The organism is Lysinibacillus sp. F12, assembly GCF_057773605.1.
Map to the genome: position 1 here is coordinate 183,296 of NZ_JBYMLP010000005.1, position 18,003 is coordinate 201,298.

Annotated in this window: 20 protein-coding genes; 8 read left to right on the forward strand and 12 right to left on the reverse strand. The window is 36.0% G+C overall.

Features of this window, described 5'->3' with window-relative positions; translation table 11 throughout:
- Positions 1–58: 58 nt before the first annotated feature.
- On the reverse strand, positions 59–832 hold the full coding sequence (locus AC3CH7_RS20180) for a Cof-type HAD-IIB family hydrolase (RefSeq protein WP_031416644.1): 774 nt from the start codon (positions 830–832) through the stop codon (positions 59–61).
- A 324-nt stretch (positions 833–1,156) separates the two neighbouring features.
- Between AC3CH7_RS20180 and AC3CH7_RS20185 the strand changes: the two genes are divergently transcribed.
- The 3 genes from AC3CH7_RS20185 (at position 1,157) to AC3CH7_RS20195 (ending at position 3,787) form a co-directional block, all read left to right on the forward strand.
- Entirely contained in the window at positions 1,157–1,840 is a 684-nt protein-coding gene (locus tag AC3CH7_RS20185; protein ID WP_012295964.1) for a DUF2225 domain-containing protein, read from the forward strand.
- Between the two features lie 22 nt (positions 1,841–1,862).
- Positions 1,863–2,216 carry a hypothetical protein gene (locus AC3CH7_RS20190; RefSeq protein WP_012295965.1) on the forward strand — a complete coding sequence of 118 codons (354 nt, stop codon included), beginning with the start codon at positions 1,863–1,865 and terminating at the stop codon, positions 2,214–2,216.
- A gap of 161 nt (positions 2,217–2,377) precedes the next feature.
- Positions 2,378–3,787 (forward strand): erythromycin esterase family protein, encoded by a 1,410-nt coding sequence (locus AC3CH7_RS20195; RefSeq protein ID WP_488381846.1) that lies wholly within the window; start codon positions 2,378–2,380, stop codon positions 3,785–3,787.
- A 44-nt stretch (positions 3,788–3,831) separates the two neighbouring features.
- Here the strand turns inward: AC3CH7_RS20195 and AC3CH7_RS20200 are convergent, their stop codons facing one another.
- Together AC3CH7_RS20200 and AC3CH7_RS20205 are read right to left on the reverse strand one after the other, a co-directional pair.
- Positions 3,832–5,007, reverse strand: coding sequence for a DUF4272 domain-containing protein (locus AC3CH7_RS20200; protein ID WP_488381847.1), 1,176 nt, complete (start codon positions 5,005–5,007; stop codon positions 3,832–3,834).
- 29 nt (positions 5,008–5,036) lie between these two features.
- Positions 5,037–6,314 carry an SMI1/KNR4 family protein gene (locus AC3CH7_RS20205; RefSeq protein ID WP_447402610.1) on the reverse strand — a complete coding sequence of 426 codons (1,278 nt, stop codon included), beginning with the start codon at positions 6,312–6,314 and terminating at the stop codon, positions 5,037–5,039.
- Positions 6,315–6,599: 285 nt separating this feature from the next.
- Between AC3CH7_RS20205 and AC3CH7_RS20210 the strand changes: the two genes are divergently transcribed.
- A complete protein-coding gene (locus AC3CH7_RS20210) occupies positions 6,600–7,241 on the forward strand; it encodes a TetR/AcrR family transcriptional regulator (RefSeq protein WP_447402611.1) in 642 nt (213 codons plus the stop codon).
- Positions 7,242–7,358: 117 nt separating this feature from the next.
- Positions 7,359–8,768 (forward strand): alpha/beta hydrolase family protein, encoded by a 1,410-nt coding sequence (locus AC3CH7_RS20215; RefSeq protein ID WP_447402612.1) that lies wholly within the window; start codon positions 7,359–7,361, stop codon positions 8,766–8,768.
- A 33-nt stretch (positions 8,769–8,801) separates the two neighbouring features.
- Here AC3CH7_RS20215 and AC3CH7_RS20220 read toward each other — a convergent pair whose 3' ends face one another.
- Complete coding sequence (locus AC3CH7_RS20220) at positions 8,802–9,632, reverse strand: MerR family transcriptional regulator (RefSeq protein WP_012295972.1); 831 nt, start codon at positions 9,630–9,632, stop codon at positions 8,802–8,804.
- Between the two features lie 86 nt (positions 9,633–9,718).
- On the opposite strand from AC3CH7_RS20220, the gene AC3CH7_RS20225 reads away from it, so the two are divergent.
- Together AC3CH7_RS20225 and AC3CH7_RS20230 are read left to right on the forward strand one after the other, a co-directional pair.
- Positions 9,719–10,186: a GNAT family N-acetyltransferase gene (locus tag AC3CH7_RS20225; protein WP_447402613.1), complete on the forward strand. Its 468-nt coding sequence runs from the start codon at positions 9,719–9,721 to the stop codon at positions 10,184–10,186.
- Positions 10,173–11,516 carry an MATE family efflux transporter gene (locus AC3CH7_RS20230; RefSeq protein ID WP_036162418.1) on the forward strand — a complete coding sequence of 448 codons (1,344 nt, stop codon included), beginning with the start codon at positions 10,173–10,175 and terminating at the stop codon, positions 11,514–11,516. Before AC3CH7_RS20225 ends, AC3CH7_RS20230 begins: the two co-directional genes overlap by 14 nt.
- Before the next feature lie 44 nt (positions 11,517–11,560).
- Here the strand turns inward: AC3CH7_RS20230 and AC3CH7_RS20235 are convergent, their stop codons facing one another.
- The 3 genes from AC3CH7_RS20235 to AC3CH7_RS20245 form a co-directional block, all read right to left on the reverse strand.
- Positions 11,561–12,016, reverse strand: a complete 456-nt coding sequence (locus tag AC3CH7_RS20235) for a GNAT family N-acetyltransferase (RefSeq protein ID WP_012295975.1) — start codon at positions 12,014–12,016, stop codon at positions 11,561–11,563.
- Positions 12,017–12,235: 219 nt separating this feature from the next.
- Entirely contained in the window at positions 12,236–12,772 is a 537-nt protein-coding gene (locus tag AC3CH7_RS20240; protein ID WP_196243928.1) for a GNAT family N-acetyltransferase, read from the reverse strand.
- Positions 12,773–12,863: 91 nt separating this feature from the next.
- Positions 12,864–13,916 (reverse strand): AI-2E family transporter, encoded by a 1,053-nt coding sequence (locus AC3CH7_RS20245; protein ID WP_012295978.1) that lies wholly within the window; start codon positions 13,914–13,916, stop codon positions 12,864–12,866.
- A gap of 436 nt (positions 13,917–14,352) precedes the next feature.
- Here AC3CH7_RS20245 and AC3CH7_RS20250 point away from each other — a divergent pair, with 436 nt between their 5' ends.
- On the forward strand, positions 14,353–14,742 hold the full coding sequence (locus AC3CH7_RS20250) for a RidA family protein (RefSeq protein ID WP_012295979.1): 390 nt from the start codon (positions 14,353–14,355) through the stop codon (positions 14,740–14,742).
- Positions 14,743–14,902: 160 nt separating this feature from the next.
- Here the strand turns inward: AC3CH7_RS20250 and AC3CH7_RS20255 are convergent, their stop codons facing one another.
- The 5 genes from AC3CH7_RS20255 to AC3CH7_RS20275 form a co-directional block, all read right to left on the reverse strand.
- A complete protein-coding gene (locus AC3CH7_RS20255) occupies positions 14,903–15,841 on the reverse strand; it encodes a ring-cleaving dioxygenase (protein WP_031416660.1) in 939 nt (312 codons plus the stop codon).
- A 75-nt stretch (positions 15,842–15,916) separates the two neighbouring features.
- Entirely contained in the window at positions 15,917–16,510 is a 594-nt protein-coding gene (locus tag AC3CH7_RS20260; protein WP_012295980.1) for an NADPH-dependent FMN reductase, read from the reverse strand.
- 140 nt (positions 16,511–16,650) lie between these two features.
- A complete protein-coding gene (locus tag AC3CH7_RS20265) occupies positions 16,651–16,995 on the reverse strand; it encodes a YunG family protein (RefSeq protein ID WP_012295981.1) in 345 nt (114 codons plus the stop codon).
- Between the two features lie 10 nt (positions 16,996–17,005).
- Positions 17,006–17,464 (reverse strand): GNAT family N-acetyltransferase, encoded by a 459-nt coding sequence (locus AC3CH7_RS20270; RefSeq protein ID WP_488381848.1) that lies wholly within the window; start codon positions 17,462–17,464, stop codon positions 17,006–17,008.
- Positions 17,465–17,544: 80 nt separating this feature from the next.
- Positions 17,545–17,964, reverse strand: coding sequence for an Lrp/AsnC family transcriptional regulator (locus tag AC3CH7_RS20275; RefSeq protein ID WP_099805390.1), 420 nt, complete (start codon positions 17,962–17,964; stop codon positions 17,545–17,547).
- Between the last annotated feature and the right edge of the window lie 39 nt (positions 17,965–18,003).

Sequence of the window (18,003 nt, forward strand, 5' to 3'; positions counted from 1 at the left end):
TCATAACTGTATACCAAAAGAGTCTCTCAAGCCTCCACTTTACTTCCTTTCCATATCGTTAAATAATGTGCAGCTTTCGTAAAGCAAAATCTATGCCGCCTTCAATGGATTTCTTTGTAACAAAATCTGCAACATTTTTTAGAGCTTGGCTCCCATTCCCCATAGCTACCCCAAGGCCAACCAGCTCTAGCATATCTATATCATTCTCTCCATCTCCAAAAGCTATGGCATCCTTAGCATTAATCTCAAAATAATCCAGTACAGCCTTTACGGCTATCGACTTGGACACATCTTGCTGTAAAACATTCACAATATAAGGATGCCATCGTTGCCGTAATATATTCGAAAATTGACGAGCTAATCTTTTTTCAGCCTGTTCATCAGCATAAAGGCACATAAGAAAAACCTCTTCATCCATAATGCTTTCTTTTCTAACTGGAAAATCACATAAAGACAATGTCTCTTGCATCGCGCTTAAGGCTAATGGATTTTGTATATCATTCATCGTAAGTTGTTCTGTAAAAAATGTTAAGGAATGCTGATGTTGCTGTGCAAAAGCTTGAACATTTTGAACAATGCCCTTCTCAATCGGAATTTTATGTATCACAACATCCTTGTGTTTCACATATGCCCCATTCGCCGTAATAAAGGTTTCAATCCCTAAATTTTTCAGCTCTTCACACATGGACAACGGTCTTCCTGTCGCAGCCACAAGATAGATTCCCTTTTCCTGTAATAGTCGAATAGCCTGCCTCGTACTTTCCTCCACAGCACCATTCTCATAATTGATTAGTGTACCATCCACATCAAAAAATACTATTTTATACGTCATCTGCTCCACCCTCTCATAGTAAACTTTTGAACTATACAATTCGAACCGTCCATTAAATAAATTGTACATAATTCGACAAACTTTTCGGTAACTATATAACTTACTTTAACTACACCGATAAATACTATTACAAGCACATTTCTAATGATATTTAACTAAAAAAACGAGTATTATTTTTAATTTTATAATTCCAAAGGAGTATACCAAAGAACACAGAATTGTTAAAATGGAAGATAATGAATTAAATACATTGAACGATTATTGATTATGTATAAATAGAACAAAAGAAATAATATTATTGAGCATGCAAAGGAGTTGATTCTTATGGCATTTAACATCTACTACTATGAAAGTAGCGTAGATTGTAAATTTTGCAAAAAGCATTTTACAACGTATAAAGTACGCCCAAATCGATATAAAATTATCGAGGAACAAACAGATTTCATGCCCGTCTATGATGGTCTTAACCCTTTGCTGTATGAAGTTGCCGTGTGCCCACATTGTGGCTTTGCCTTCCATAAATCCATGACACGTACATACGGACCTTTCATGCAGCTTATAGATGAACTATACATTAAAGAGCTACAGAAACCTATGAGTATCTGTCAAGAGCGTACAATCGATGATGCCATTATAAGCTTTAAGCTTGCTTACTTAGTATCTCGCGCATCAATGGAAGAATCGCTTTTGATGGCTAATTTCGCCTTAAAAATTGCCTGGTTATATCGTATAAAAAACGATGAAGAATCAGAAAAACGCTACCTTTTTGCCGCTAGAGATTTTTACAGTAAATCATTTGCTTCTAATCAGGAAGGTGGAGAGCGAATTCAATTTTTACATGCCGAGCTAAGCCTCCGACTTGGTGATATGACAGAAGCTAAAAAAGGATTTTCAAGGTTAATTGCTGATAGGAACGTCTCGCCAAAATATCGAAAGCTAGCACGTAATCGTTGGGAAAATTATAAATATGATGAACAACCTATAACAGTTAATGAAAGCATTCATTGATGTATCGAGGAGATGACTAGTTATGTTGCTATTTCAAAAAAAGATAGATGTGAGAGAAGAGGATATCTTTTCAGAGCTACATCACTTTTTATTAAGAAAAAATAATCGTTATTTAACAAACGAAGAGGTCGTGACTTTGACAGGTGTATCATCTGAGCTACTGTACAAATGGGTCAAAGCCGGAAAATTAAAAAATTCCATTTTCCCAAATTTAGGAGCACCTTGTGAAAGATGTGGACAAATTACTCAAGCGAAAATTTGCGTGAGCTGCTCCTCCTCTATTATTGGCACCCTAAATCAAGAGGAAAAGGATCGGGCATGGTTTAACCAAATTCAACGTAACCATGTTAGAGCTAGTACGTATCATTATAAATAGCTATTGAGCATCCCCATTTGTATTTCTTGCCTTACAAATGGAGATGCTTTCTTTTTTATAATCAGTCCAAATTTAAACAAAATTTAAACAAACTTCTCCTATGCTTTAAACTTAGCCCCTTATACTTAGGAGATTAACATAAAGAAAAGGGCTGATTCTTAATGAAAAGTTATAGAAAATGGAAAGCTTTATTAAACACAGCACTGACAGGCTTAATCGTATTTAGTGGTATAGCAAGTGCTTCAGCGGCTACCCCTGCGTTAAAGGAGCAGGAAAAATACGGAGTGGTTCAACAGGCTAGAACTACTACTGAAACATTAGAGGATTGGAAAAAATGGATGAATGATCATGCTTACAGCTTGACTTCCATTGAGCCAGAGCCAGCTAGTTCGCAAAAAATCCCTTCTAATAAATTCGAGGATTTAGAGATGCTCAAGCCGATATTACACGATAAACGCATTGTTTTTTTAGGAGAAAGCTCTCATGGAGTGGCACAGTTTAATCTCGTTAAAACACGTTTAATACAATTTTTACATCAAGAAATGGGTTACAATGTTTTAGCCTTTGAAAGTGGTCTTGGCGATGTCATGAATGCCCAAGGAAAAATTGACAAACAAGCTGCTCAACAAACAATGAAGGATGCTATTTTTGGAGTATGGTGGACAAAAGAAACTTTACCTCTTTTTGAATATGCAAAAACAACTCAAGCTACAGAGAAGCCTCTTGTTCTAGCAGGCTTTGATATTCAACAGCAAGGGGCATTTACAAATGGGGATTGGTTGCAAACCCCACAATTGGCTAAGCAGTTTAGGGATGCGGAGAAGCAACTCGCGGAGTGGAGCTCTAGCAAAGATCTAAAAGGCTACCAGAAAGAAAAAACAGCTATTATCAACGTGTATAAACAAGTAAAATCTCAAGTTCAACAGAAAGAAAAAGAGCTTCAAAAGGTTTATCCGAATGAACTTCAAATAGTAAAATTGATGGAGCGCACTTTAGCAGACCGTATCCGTTTGGCAGACGAATATGTAGAGCTAACAATTCAGTCCAACATCGAGATGGAGCAAAATAATTATGATTCATTTTTAAAAACAATGGAGTGGCGTGATCAGGCAATGATGGAGAACTTACTTTGGCTAGCTGAGGAAGTTTATCCAACCGAAAAGTTTATCGTTTGGGCGCATAATGACCATATTCGTAAGGCACAATCAGATGTAATGGGCTCCCCATATCCAGTTAAATTAATGGGTGAACGTTTACCGGATATCTACAAAAAATACAGCTATGTATTAGGTCTATATATGACAAGCGGAGAGACTGCCAATAATATAGGCGAGACGATGGCCGTTTTACCACCTATAAAAGGATCCATAGAAGATATTGTATCGTCAGTCAACGAACCTTACACATTCATTGATTTACGTAATCGTCAAAATGAACGTGGTAACTCATGGATGTTTGAACCTCGCTTATCCTATAGCTGGGGAGTTATCCAAGAAAGTCTTGTTCCACGAGATCAATACGATGGTATTCTTTTAATTGATAAGGTGAATAAACCCACATATGTAAAATAACCTTTATAATATAGCAAACTAGTATCCTAGTTTGCTATTACTTTCTAAGTATCCATTGATATCGTTTCCCACTCTTCATTTTGATGACCGATCAACCAGAATAAGGCTCTACGTCTTTCCATAACAATACTTTCATTCATTCCAACAGGAGCCGGTCTTTCTTGTATACGACTATTTACGCACGCCCAGTGTAATCTGAATATCTTGTCGGCTTCATCCATTATTTCTTTCTGACTACGCATCATAATTTGAAGATAAAATTGCTCAAACGTTTCGCAGTTAGAAATAACTTGAATAGCGTACTCACAATCACATACTTCATCAGGGAAATCAAGCTCTTTAACAAATCCCAGTACCCAAATCAGTATCCAATAAGCTTCATATTGCCATGAAATATTAATGGCGTCTTGTGCATTTGGTTGTTGATCATATAAAAAGGCCCTTTCATTGTCCGTTAGATTTGCCTCCACTTCATATTTATGCAACATATTGATGAAGAAATCTCTTGATTCTTCAACATTTTCTCCTTGTGCCACATCACAAGCAAATTGAATAACAATTAGTAAAGCTACAGCTCTTCTAGCAATATCCTCTTTGGCTTTAAGCTGACAAGCTCCAATTGGCGGAAGTTGCGGGAGTGAATCTGTGTATGGAATACCGTTTTCTTTTAAATACGCTATCGTTTTATTCTTTCTTTGATGACCTTCTTCCGATGTCACCTCTTGTCCCCTCACCTTCAGTGTACAAGTATAAGGCCTAAAGTTAGATGGCCCTGATTGCCCATCAGGATAAACAATGACTGCACCTTCTTTGTCTAACAAGGTACCATTTGGTAAAAATCCAATTCCTCCAATGGTTAATAGCAGGCTCAAACATAACTGCATTTGTTCATCCTTTATTTCTTTTTCACATTCGATCGCAATTACTGTATTTAACACAGAAATTTGCGTTAAAACTAATTCTTTTAAATGGTTATCTTCAAATGGAATACTGTTGTAATAGCTCATCATTCCAGGGATATTATTGACAAAGTATTCTGAGTTTGTATCTTCAGACATCACCCTAACCATCAATTTATATTTGTTAAAAAATGCTTTGGATTTTATAAGATAGTTATCTTCATTTTTTTCAATAGCAAAACCTTTACTAAAAACATCGAAAATCTTACATTCGATTTCTTTTGTATTATTCATAGAAGCGAATATAGTGAAATTGTTCAATTATTTCTCCCCCTTACAATTATTAGATTTCACCAAAGTTCAATGCCCTCTAGAGCTTGGCTAAAAAATTGTTTATGTTTTCGTAGTACTTCATTGTCCTTCCAAAACATAAGCAATGACAGCCATTTCTCCATATCCACTGGAGTTGTCGGTTTAATTCCCTGCTGCAACATTTGGCATACGGCTCGTATTGCTATTTGACGCTCTACTTCCCTACCATTCAACCACTCAAATAAAGTTTCTGCACTCGGCTGTGATTCTACTAAAAGCGTATCCCACCCCTCTATCGGAAAAGAAACATAACGTTTCATCCATGCTATTGTTCTTGGGTTATGAAAATGACGTAGTCGATGTAAAGCTGTATAAGATTCAATTCTCCTTTTTTCAATATCTTGAAGAACAAGTGATAACCCCACTTCTTCTGGTAGACAGTAGGCGGTTAAATAATCTCTAATACTAGTAGGCAAATCATTTTGGTCTTCCCAAAGTGTCATCACCCATTGACTTGCCTCTGTTGCACAAACCTCTACTAGCACTTTGCACCATACTTCTTTATCTGATAAACGCCGTGATTGTTCAATTTGATTTTGAAGTGCGGCAAACGCTTCCCCAGTATTTAACCGTGTAAATGCTTCACGAACCCTAGTATCCTTCATACCATGCATCGACACATATAGGAGTAAAGTATCCAGTTGATACATAACGTTCTCCCACGTTGAAGTTAAAAATTGTTCAAACCACTTCAGCCAGATTTGAGAAGTGGTCAGACTTAAATCTAGTCCACCTTCACTACAAAACTGTAGATACTGTCCACAATCTGCCCCTATGCATCCTAAAGTTGTAGCTCTCTCTACATAATCTTTAAAATTCAAGGCAAGAAGGTCATACTCACCCCCCTCATGACTCCAATACCAAACGGAACCATCCTCAATCTTAATAAGAAGCGCATCACCATTGCCAGCCGTATGAAATTGTAGGTATAGTTGTTCTTTTGCATTATCACTGTCTCCACCAAAATCAGGGAATTCGAGTTCTTCCAAGCTCCAGCCAAAATCACCTAAAGGTGTGTCTTCCAGCTCAATAGGAAGTAGTGCCTCGTCAGGTAAAGACCAATACACCCCCACTTGTCGAGAACAATGAAGTAATACATCACGGAACTCAGAAGGAATCGGGACGCCGAGCCGCATCTCTACCATTGATAGTTCATGCACAGTAGCCATAGGCTTTATCTCCAGTGGATGAATCCAAGCACCCTGCTGTTCAAGCTGTTTTAATAATTGCGTCCATCGATCAACCCATATTTGCATATCTATTCCTCCATGCTTAGAAAAATATTTCGGATAATGCTCTACTTTTTTCTCTACTAATGTATCGTCAGAAAGTCATTTATGTATTAGAGTTTGGTTTTACTTTGCCTAAAAACACTCGGATTTTACTTCTATTTAAATTCAAAATATATGCTAAATTACTTACCTTTACTAGTTCTTTCTAGTTTTCTTCAGCAATTCTCATAAATCGTATCATGTTGACAATTTGGAAGGATGCGCCTATTATTATAAATACATTCGAATGTATCTATAAGGAGATATTTTATGGCCAGAAATAAATATCCAGAAGTTACGAGAAAAAGAATCATTGAATCAGCTGTTAAATTATTTACTTTAAACGGTTGGGATAATGTAACGATTCAAGAAATTGTCGATGATGTAGGGGATATTACTAGAGGAGCATTTTATCATCATTTTAAAACGCGTGCTGATGTTATTGATGCCATCACAAAGGAAATTCTAACAGCAAATAATTATTTTAATGACATCTCAGATTTGGAAAACTTAAATGCTTTAGAGCGTTTAAGACAAGGCATTTCTTTCTCAATTTCTCAAAGCGGAAAGGAAGAAAACTTATCCTCGATTCATTTGAAAATGAATTCTGCCGAGTTTGTTTATAGCCGCATCACAGAAGGAATTCAGGTTGTTGCACCAGGAATTCAAAAAATTATTGATGAGGGCAATCAAGACGGCTCACTGCAAGTTGCTTTCCCGAAGCAAGCAGCTGAAACTTTTACAATGCTTTTCGACATTTGGATGAATCCTGAAATATTTCGTGTAAGCCGAGCTGAATTTATTCATAAAATTGAACATATAAGTTTGATGTTCAAAGGAATTGGCATACCACTTATGAATGATGAATTGAAAGATGTTTTTTTAGCATTATTTGATAAAGTGCAGGAATAATAAACTACTATATGTAGTTTATTATTTTAATCTTATACATACATTCGTATGTATATATACTTAAAAATATTTTTAATTAATTTCATACATTTGTATGTATGAAAAAGGAGATAAATGATGAAAACCTTAGAAGTACTATTTACACTTATTTTAATACTATCGAGTATCTCACTAACTTTTAGACAACGTGGAGTAACTACAATAAATCTTATTATGATAGCTACCAATTATGTTTTGTTAATTGGAACAATTATGACAATTGGTGCTAACTGGCGCATGATCCCTGCTTATTTTGTTTTGATGTTATTAACATTACAAGTTTTTGTGAAGCCAAAAAGTACAATTGTTTCAAAAAAATTAAGGATGAAAATAATTAAAACTTCAGGTATTGTTGTGGCCACTATTACAATGTTCACATTACCAACGTTATTTCCAATCATTTCTTTTCCTGAGCCAACAGGAAAATACACAGTAGGAACACAGACATTTCACCTGACCGATAAGAATCGCAAAGAATTTGTCGTACCTAATCATCAGGTAAATCGCGAACTGATGATTCAAGTTTATTATCCTGCTGAAAAAGAGACAGGACAACCGTCACCCTACTTTAAAGATATAGATGCGTTAACACAACAGTTAGCAACGACACAGGGTTTTCCCAATATCGCGACAACGCATTTAGGACTGACGAAAACCCATTCTTATCAAGATGCGACAGCTATAAAGTCTAAAGAAAAATTTCCACTTTTATTATTTGCACATGGTATGAGTTTATATAGTCGCCAAAATACCTTCCAACTAGAAGAATTAGTGAGTCATGGCTATATTGTCGTTGCTCTTAACTTTACAGGTGATGCGGCAACAACAATATTCCCCGATGGTGATCGGGTTGATTTTACACCAATTGAAAACACCATTACATTCTTGAATAATCGAATCCATCTTTGGGAGCAGGATGCATCATTTGTTTTAGATGAAGTCATTAAAGGCGATTTTGATAAGAACTTTCGTGCAATAGCCTCACTAATTGACTACGATAGCATTGGTATGCTAGGTCATTCTTTTGGCGGTGCTACTTCAGCTCAAATGCTAGTAAAGGATAATCGTATTAAAGCAGCCATTGATATGGATGGTGGGTTATATGGCGATCCAATGCCAAAAAATGGTCCTAAAAAGCCTTTTATGCTGATGAATGCTGAGGCATCCATTAACTTTATGAAAGATGCGTATAACCAGCAGCCTGGTAATCGTGATGAATTGTTTGCAGAAGCTTATCTACGAAATAAAACAATTGAAAAGCCTGGTGTCTACACAGCTATTATTCCAAAAACAAATCACGGAAGTTTTACAGATTTAGCAGCCGTTTCGCCGATTATTAATGAATCTGGGGCAGACGTAAATGCAATTTATAAATTGATTAATGAATTATCACTTGGCTTTTTCGATAAAAATTTAAAAGGAATCCAAGACAATAAATTAAATAAAATACAAAAGGCACATCCGGAAATAAACTTAACATTGCATTAAGTACATTTGGGGTTGTTGATAGGCAGAGATGCATCAACAGCCTTCTTTTATTTCCACCATAATTTTTGTTACATATTCTTCTTCACGGTTTTTAATAACCGCATCATAAATATATTCCTCATAAACATATTGCCCCAGTTCATACCCCTGTTCTCTCATGACCTGAAATAATCGCTTGTAAGTTTCACCTAGTGTCGTAGATGTTCCAACATGGTATCCAACAATAAACTTTCCTTCAATCGCTTTAAAATAAGGATGACCTTCCTGTGGATGTGGCTGTTCAATATATAAATACCTATAATTATCATAGTTGCCCGCTAATACCTGCTCCCTTTTGGTAATTCCGCCAATGGGATAACCTGTGTCTAAGCGAGAGCGATCCAATTCATCAATAAAATCAGAGACCGCCTTCACAAATTGTTCTTCCGTTGAATCCTCAATATTTTGACTTAAATACAAGGTTGCCTCTGGAAAATGTTCAATTGTAATGCTATCAAAATCAAGTTGTAGGGACTCCTTGGTTAAATCAATTTTGACATCAATAATACCTTCAATCATCTCCAGTTCTTGCCGCTTTTTCGCAACAATTTCCTTTTGTAGATGCATCAATTCTAAAAAATTTTCAGGTGATTTCTCAGCCATATACTGCTGAATATCTTTCAAAGACATGCCAACAGCCTTTAATAACTCAATGACACCAAAAAAATCATACTGAGCGAGTGAATAATATCGATAATCTTTACTATCTTTCATAACAGGAGATAGCAAGCCAATTTGATCGTAATAAATTAAAGTTTGTTTATTAACTTTGCATATTTTAGCAAATTCACCAGTTGTAAAATATTTTACATTTTTATTAAGCATTTTTTGAGTATCCTCTCTTGACTATATAGTAACTATATACTTTAAATTGTACCTATTCACAATAAAAATAGAAAGGTTTTGACATTATGTTCACGGAGATTCGTGACATTACAGCTTTTAACAAACAAGAAATATTAACATTACGCATTGCTGACAATCAGCAAAATTTTATCGAAAGTACAGACCAATGCTTAGCAGAGGCGGAAATGGATCGGCGCTTTACACCTTTAGGCTTGTATAAGGATAGCACCGTGATAGGCTTCGCTATGTATGGCGTATTTCCTCATGAGGATCATAGTCAACGAGTATGGCTTGATCGTTATTTAATTGATGAGCGCTATCAGCGACAAGGTTTAGGTAAACATTTTTTACAGCAGCTTATACATTACTTAACAGAAAAATTCAACTGTCACAAAATATATTTAAGTGTTTATGACAATAATGTAGTAGCTATTCAGCTATATAAACAGTTTGGCTTTATATTTAATGGTGAACTAGATGATAAAGGGGAAAAAGTAATGGTCTTAGAGGTGCATGGACATGACAACCATTAATCCAATAGAAACAAGGCCGCTCAAACCACTGTTTTTATCCTATTTATTTCCAGCAATGATTGGCATGCTCCTAATGTCCGTGAATATTTTAGTGGATGGCATTTTCGTCAGTCACGGCGTGGGTCCTACAGCGTTAGCAGGCGTTAATATTGCTGTTCCGATTTTCTCTATTCTGCTGTCTATTTCTCTTTGGATTGGGATGGGTGGAGCTACACTCTATTCCATTTCTCTTGGGGAGGGCAATAAGCAACGAGCCCATCAGCTCTTTACGTTGGCGTTTACTACAATGCTTGTGGTCGTGTTAACAATTATCGGGTTCCTTGCGTTTAATTTAAAAGATATTTCTTATATATTCGGTGCGAGTGATGATACGTATCCATATGTGCAAGAGTATTTACACGTTATTTTGTTATTTGGGGTGTTTTATACAATTGAAAATCTTTTAAGTATTTTTATTCGCAATGATGGTAATCCAAAGCTAGCTATGCTAGGTTTAATTACAACATCCGTATTGAATATTATCTTAAATTATATTTTTATCTTCGTTCTAGATTATGGTGTAACAGGCTGTGCATTAGCAACAGCAATAGCTACTATCATAGGTACAGCTGTACTATGTCTTCATTTTTTCCGTCCACAATCTGAATTAAAGTTTGTCTCTTCATTCTTCAATAAAACAGATTTAAGAAAAATTTTTGCTATAGGCTTACCTAGTTTTATTGTCGAGGCCTCTGTAGCAGTTATTATCATTTTATATAACGTTACCTTTTTACACTATCTAGGGGCAAGTGGGGTGACAGCCTATGCAATGGTCAATTATATTCATACAGTCCTGTTAACAATTTTTCTAGGTATTGGCATGGCCCTACAGCCATTAGTTAGCTATCATCATGGGGCAAGATTATTGGAGAGGTTAACAGCATTACTAAAAATCGGATTAGCTACGGCTTTTATTTTAGGATTAACAACAGCACTTATAGCCATGCTTTTTCCTTCACAGCTCATGGCGTTATTCGGAGATAGTTCATTCGAAATTCGTCATATGGCAACTCAAGGCTTTGTTCATTTTGCTATAGGCTATGTATTTTTAGGTATCAATATGGTGCTCGCCGAATTCTTTCAATCTATCGAAAAAATTCGTATTGCCACGACTATTATGTTACTTCGGAGTATTATTTTATTTATTCCAACGCTTATTCTTCTACCTAAAGTGTTTGGCTCTCAAGCTATTTGGTGGACTTTCCCAGTGGCAGAAGGGATTACAGCCTTGCTTATTTACGGGTATATCAAAAAAAATCCACGAATAATTGCCTCTCCTGGCGATGCTTAAATGAAAAGGGACCTTGTCATTAAACAGGTCCCTTTCCCTACTATTTACTCAGTTAAATATTGAATAACAGCCATTTCTTTACCGAAACGATCACCGTTATCGACAAACCCTAAACTTGCATACAGATGATGCGCGGCTTTATTTTCTGGATGATAGCCTACTATAACCTTTGTAGCATCAGGTAACTTAGCTATTTCATTTATTATTTGCTTTGTGGCTTCTTTGCCAATACCTTTGCCTTGAAAGTGCCGATCAATCATTATGCGATAGATCCAGTACCCGCCAAGCTCTTCCTTTACAGCATTGAACATTAAAAACCCAACAATTTGGTCTTTATAGTAAATGGCGTACGGCTTTAAAGTCGGTTCGAACTTTGATTGCGCAATAGAAATAGCATTGGATTCAACATAATCCCTTTGCTCTTCTGATATTTCTAATAGGCAGCAATCATACCAATTATTATTATTTACTTCTTCGATTCTTACAGTATTGCTAGACATATATGGTCCCCTTCCGAATTTAGGGAAACACTAAACACTCTGTTAATAAGGCGTTGTCCCCCAGTATTGAACGATAAAAATAAATGTATTTGTCATAATGACCGCCCCCTTCAACAAAGATTCACACCTATAATAACATACTTTTTTATACACGATTAACATTTTTTTCTTTTAGCAAAATTAAAACCAGCACAAAGAATTTTTATGCTGGCTCCATGTCTATTTTGATATGTTCATATACTCTTCCAGAAGAATACTCATAATGATTTCGTCTGAATAGGTATTGTTCATCAATAATGCCTGCCTCAACACTCCTTCTTTTTTGAAGCCGACCTTTTCATAGGATTTAATCCCTCTTATATTATGAGAGTACACTTGTAATTCCAAACGATTCAGACATAGCTCCTCAAATGTGAATTTTTGAGCAAGTTGAACTGCTTCTGATCCAAATCCTCTGCCACAATCCTCTAACTCATGCAGGGCTATACGAAACATTGCCTTTTTATTATCTCGATCAACTTCCATAATAGCTAAATCACCAATTACTTGATCATTATCTACTAAACAAATAGCAAAATCATAGCGTGTAGAATCTTCTTTAAAGCGGTAGATAGCCTCTTTAATCTGTTCTTTTGTTAGCAAGTTACGAGTCCCTGTCATATACATGATTTCCTCATTTTGAAAGCATCTTTCAATGCTTTCACTATCATTAACAGAGATTTCCCTTAAATATACCTTCTGTCCCTTTACCATCATTGTAAAAAACACCCCCTACTTATTTTAAATGAGCTAAGCCAGAAAGTAAAAAAGGATCATCTCTACGTACGAGATGAATCCTTTTGTAAAGCTATTCCATCAATTTTTTGTTCTCTACGGCGTCCATTTTCTGTTTAGTTTCTTCCGAGGAAGTAACACCTAGAATATCAAGCAAGAACATGAACAGTGGGATACCAATGATTAATCCCCAAACACCAAGGAAATGCTCTGAGAAAAGAATGACCATGAATGTGTAGAAAATCGGTAAATCTGTTTTAGCTGACATAAGCTTTGGATTTAAGAAATAAGCTTCAATTGCATGTAAGACCATAACAATTACTAAAATGTAGACAATGTACATTAAGCCACCAATACTATAGGCGATAATACTGAGTGGGATTAATGAAATAATAACACCTGCAACTGGCACTAAGCCAAGGATAAAGAGCATAATCCCAAGAGCAATTAGATGTGGGAAGCCCATAATCGAAAGGGCAATCACTGATAATACACAGTTAACAGCAGCAATAATAAACTGTGCCTCAATCACTTTACCGAATGAACGGATGAATATTCTTGAAAAATAATTCAGTTCATCGTAAAGAGGTCCAATTTTGCTATCCTTAAACTTTGCCGTAAATTCAATGATTCGCTTCTTTTCCAACAATATGAACAAACTCAATATTAGGGAAATCAAAATTTGCATAATGATTTTACCAATATTCGTAATATTTTTGAGAGTTATATCCACACCCTGTTCTAAATACTTGCCAAGCTCAATCTTCTCAAAAGTTGGAGCTAAATATCTCGCAATCTCATTGTCATCTGGATCAAGGTTAAAACTGGCAATAAGATCAAAAAGCTGTGTAACTTGCTGTGTGACAATTGGCAAGTATTTATAGATCACAGCGACAATACCAGCGACCAGTAACAAATATAATGTTACAGTAACAGCTTTTTCATTCATAGGTGTGTATTTTCTTATGCTTTTTGTTGTCTTCGTAGTAAGCTGATTCATCAAATAGGTAATAATAAACGTAAGCAAAATTAAGTTGATCATACTTCGCATTAAATATAATGCAATAGCAATTCCAACTAGAATAATAAAACGTTTAAATCCATTACTCTGAAAGAATTTACTCATTTATTCACTCCTTCTACAAAACGGCCTCGCTGCCTCTGCTACCTAAGGTTGCACTAGTAACTAAACATCAGTAGTAAACATTAATTTACATCAATACGCATCATTCTTATGTAAAAATTTCCCTCTCATTTAATGAGTATAACCATCCACCTTCAAAATAAGACGAAATTCATGTTTCTTTAGAAGTATCTGTATCAAACCTAAGGGCGTGAAGTGAATTGTATGTCTAGTCAAATTAAAAAGTTAATACTTTTATCTATTTTGAATGCTTTATCAGCGTATAAGCCTTTATTTTATGAATCTATTATAACCCTTTGAAACCACATATCCAATTTGAAAGTTCATTTATAATGGTATTTGTATAACTTTTACCCATGAATACTTTATGCTATTTTTATGGAGAGATAATAATGAATAATAGCAAAGGACTGATTCCATGAAAATTAGTAGAAATCCTGAAAACATTCATCCACCTGTAGCCCCTTATGTACATCAAATTGAAATAACAGAACCAAGCAGATGGTTAACATTATCTGGACAAATTGGCATGAATATTGATGGGTCTATACCTGAAGATCCTGTCGCCCAATTGAAGATAGCGCTAGAGAATATTCGGAAAAATCTGGATCATGCTAATATGGGGATTCAAGACATTACAAAGCTCGTGTTTTATTTGGTAGGCGATATGGAGGCTCATCAACGAAAAGAAATAATTAATGATTTTTTGCAAGAGCATCTTCCATGTACAACCTTGCTGTATGTAGTGGCACTGGCTGCTCCGGCCATAAAAGTTGAAATCGATGCTTGGGCTTGTAAAGAATTATAGATTCATTTTATGTTGAGCTTTATAAATATGTGATTTGTCTTTAATCATAGAAAATGCCATGGCCCGTGCGCTCAACGGCAGATGAGGATTTGCCGGATCAAAAAAATGCGAAAATGTTGAGTTCTCAACATTTCGCATTCATTTAAGTAGATTCTATATCTTAGTCAAGCTCACGTACTTTAATCGGAATTAGTGTTCTTTCTAATTGCTCTCGATGTTGTTCATATTGAGATGGTAACATTAATTGACTTCCCATCGTCTCTATTGTTTCGTCATGAGCAAATCCTGGAGGATCTGTAGCAATTTCGAATAAAATTTCACCGGGTTCTCGGAAATAAATCGCATTAAAATAATTACGATCTTTGACTTCCGTTACATGTTGTCCATGATTCATAACATACTCTTGCCATTCTAAATGATCCGTATTATCTTGTGCTCTCCACGCAATATGGTGAACCGTCCCTACACCCATTTGCCCACGTTGGCCTACAACCATTTTTAAATCAACTGTATTGCCAATCTCTGCATTGGATTTAAAACGAGTATAGTCACCTTCTGTCGCTACTCGTTCAAGACCCATTACCTCTGTTAAAACTTTTGCAGTTTCTTCAGGGTGGCTAGAATATAATGTAGCTCCACCAAATCCTTTAATGGCAACCTCTGGCGTTACTTCTCCAAATGTCCTGTTATTTAATTCACCTGCAGCACGGGCAACGAGTTCAATATGCAGACCATGTGGATCATCGAACTGAATGACTTGCTCACCAAAGCGTTCAGCTTTTTGGAAAGGAATCGAGAATTTTGCTAAGCGATTAATCCAAAATGGTAGTGCCCCTTCTGGTACAACATACGTTGTGACACCAACCTGACCATCACCAATACGCCCTTGATATGCATTGGCCCAAGGGAAGAAGGTAATAATTGTTCCAGGTTTCCCACCTTCATCACCGAAATATAAATGATATGTGCCAGGATCATCGAAGTTTACAGTTTGTTTCACTAAACGCAAGCCTAACACACCTGCATAAAAATCAATATTCTCTTGTGGGTGGCCTACAATAGCTGTGATATGGTGAATACCTGCTGTATGTTTTTTCATGTTAACATGCCCTTTCCTGTCTAATTTTTCTCTCCCACACTTTATCCAATATCGTCCTATTTCAAACAGGCAAGCTTAACGAATTGTGTATAAAGCTTTTGACCATGGGATTACTTGATCTAACATTTGATTGACTGAGTCCGCTTGTACAGCTTTTGGTTTAAAGTCTGAACCATTTTCAAAATCTGTGAATAAGGATAAGGCAGGATGAACACGTACATCTGCAATTAAAAGCTCACCCATAATGCCACGTAAATGCTCTGCCGCACGAGCTCCACCTACAGAACCATAAGAAACGATTCCTGCTGCTTTGTTATTCCACTCAACACGTAAATAATCTAGCGCATTTTTTAGAGCACCTGTAATAGAGTGATTATATTCTTGTACGATGAACACAAATCCGTCTTGTTTAGCGATAATTTCTGACCAAGCCTGTGCACCTGAAGCATCTTGCCCTGGCTCTCCTAATAATGGCAATTTATAATCCGCAATATCAATTACTGTATAGTTTGCATCGCCTCGCTGATCTGCGATTTCCTTTACCCATTGTGCCACCTGAGGACTTACACGTCCCTCACGTGTTGATCCAATAATAATACCGATATTTAATTCTGCCATTGTTTGTTCCTCCTCTTTTTTTGAAGAAAATAATTTATTCCAAAAACCCATTATTGTACCTCCTTACGAAAGCTAAAGGTTCGAATTCATTTATCTTGAATTTATTTATCTTGAATTCGAGATAATAATAACACGCCTCTTTCCTAAACGTCAACACCTTTGTTTTTAAAATTTAGAAAAGGCAGAGGAATCTATCCCTCTGCCCTTTCTAAATGTCTATTAACTTGTGATTTTAAATAGCTATATTGAGCACGATTCGTATCTAGATAAGCCTCCGCTCTATTTGAATCAATATCTTGATAATCAATTTTTGATGAAAACTGCTCCTCCGTAAAATCCATTCTCTCTCCATTGATTACATTATAAAAGTGCCAGCCTTCATCCAAACGTGTTTTCCTAATTTCCCCGCCGAGAATATCTTGTACCACTAGAGAAGTAACACCACATTGTCCTTTTGCAGGGTTCCCAATACGCCATTTAGAACTTGATTGAGCTGACCAAGCTTGCCTTAAAGCATTTAGTACATTTATCTTCATACTATTCTCCTTAAAATGGAACGTCATCTATGCTTATAAGCGTTAGATTTCCTAAAATCCAATCTTCTTTAATTGCGCCATAGACAATACTATCAGTCACTGTACCATCTTCATTTTCCCAAGCATTTCGTAAATAGCCTTCCTTCACAAAACTGGCTTTGCTAAAACATCTCCGCATCCCTATATTATCAACCCTTGTATAGCCCTCAATACGAATTTTACCCTTTACCTCAAATAGATACTCTTGTAACCATTGAAGTGCCCTTACGCCATATCCTTTTCCCCTACAATTTTCATCTAGACGGATATCAAACAGTGGGATGGTATCACTGATATCATGAATAAAGATAATCCCTATCCTTTTTCCATTTTCCAGTATCCAATGGGTTTCACGATCATTCCCATAATAGCCCTCTACAAATGCTGCCCGAACTGTCTCTTCTTTTATGTGCTGATTTGTGTGGTACATCCAAATATTTTGAGTTAGTAAATGGACTCATGCATCTACTTCACCCGTAAATAATTTGATTTCCATAAAAATCTCCTTTTTTATTTGTCCTCACATATATCAGAAAAAATAAAATTGCTTTTTGTATGTGCATATCGCTGTAAATCATCAATAAACTGCTCTACATCAGGAAAAGATTGAAAATGAGCCTTTAATAAGAAACAAGTCTCTCCCGATATTCGATAGCAAAAATCTACGTTTGTAAATGTCTGGATATGCTCTTTAAAATCTCTATAGCGATTATTTTTAATTGTTGCCTCAATTAAAGCTTCAATAGGAAAGCCTAGCGCCTTTGTATTAATGTCCAACGTATAGTTCCTTATAATTTGCTGCTCCTCTAAATGCCGTACTCTTTCACGAACTGCAGGTGCCGATAAGTGTACTCTTCTGCCTAATTCACTCATAGAAATTCGACTGTCTTTTTTCAATTCTTCTAGTATTCTTTCGTTAATGAAATCCATTATAGAAAATTCCCTTCATTTTAAAAGAGAAAGAAAACA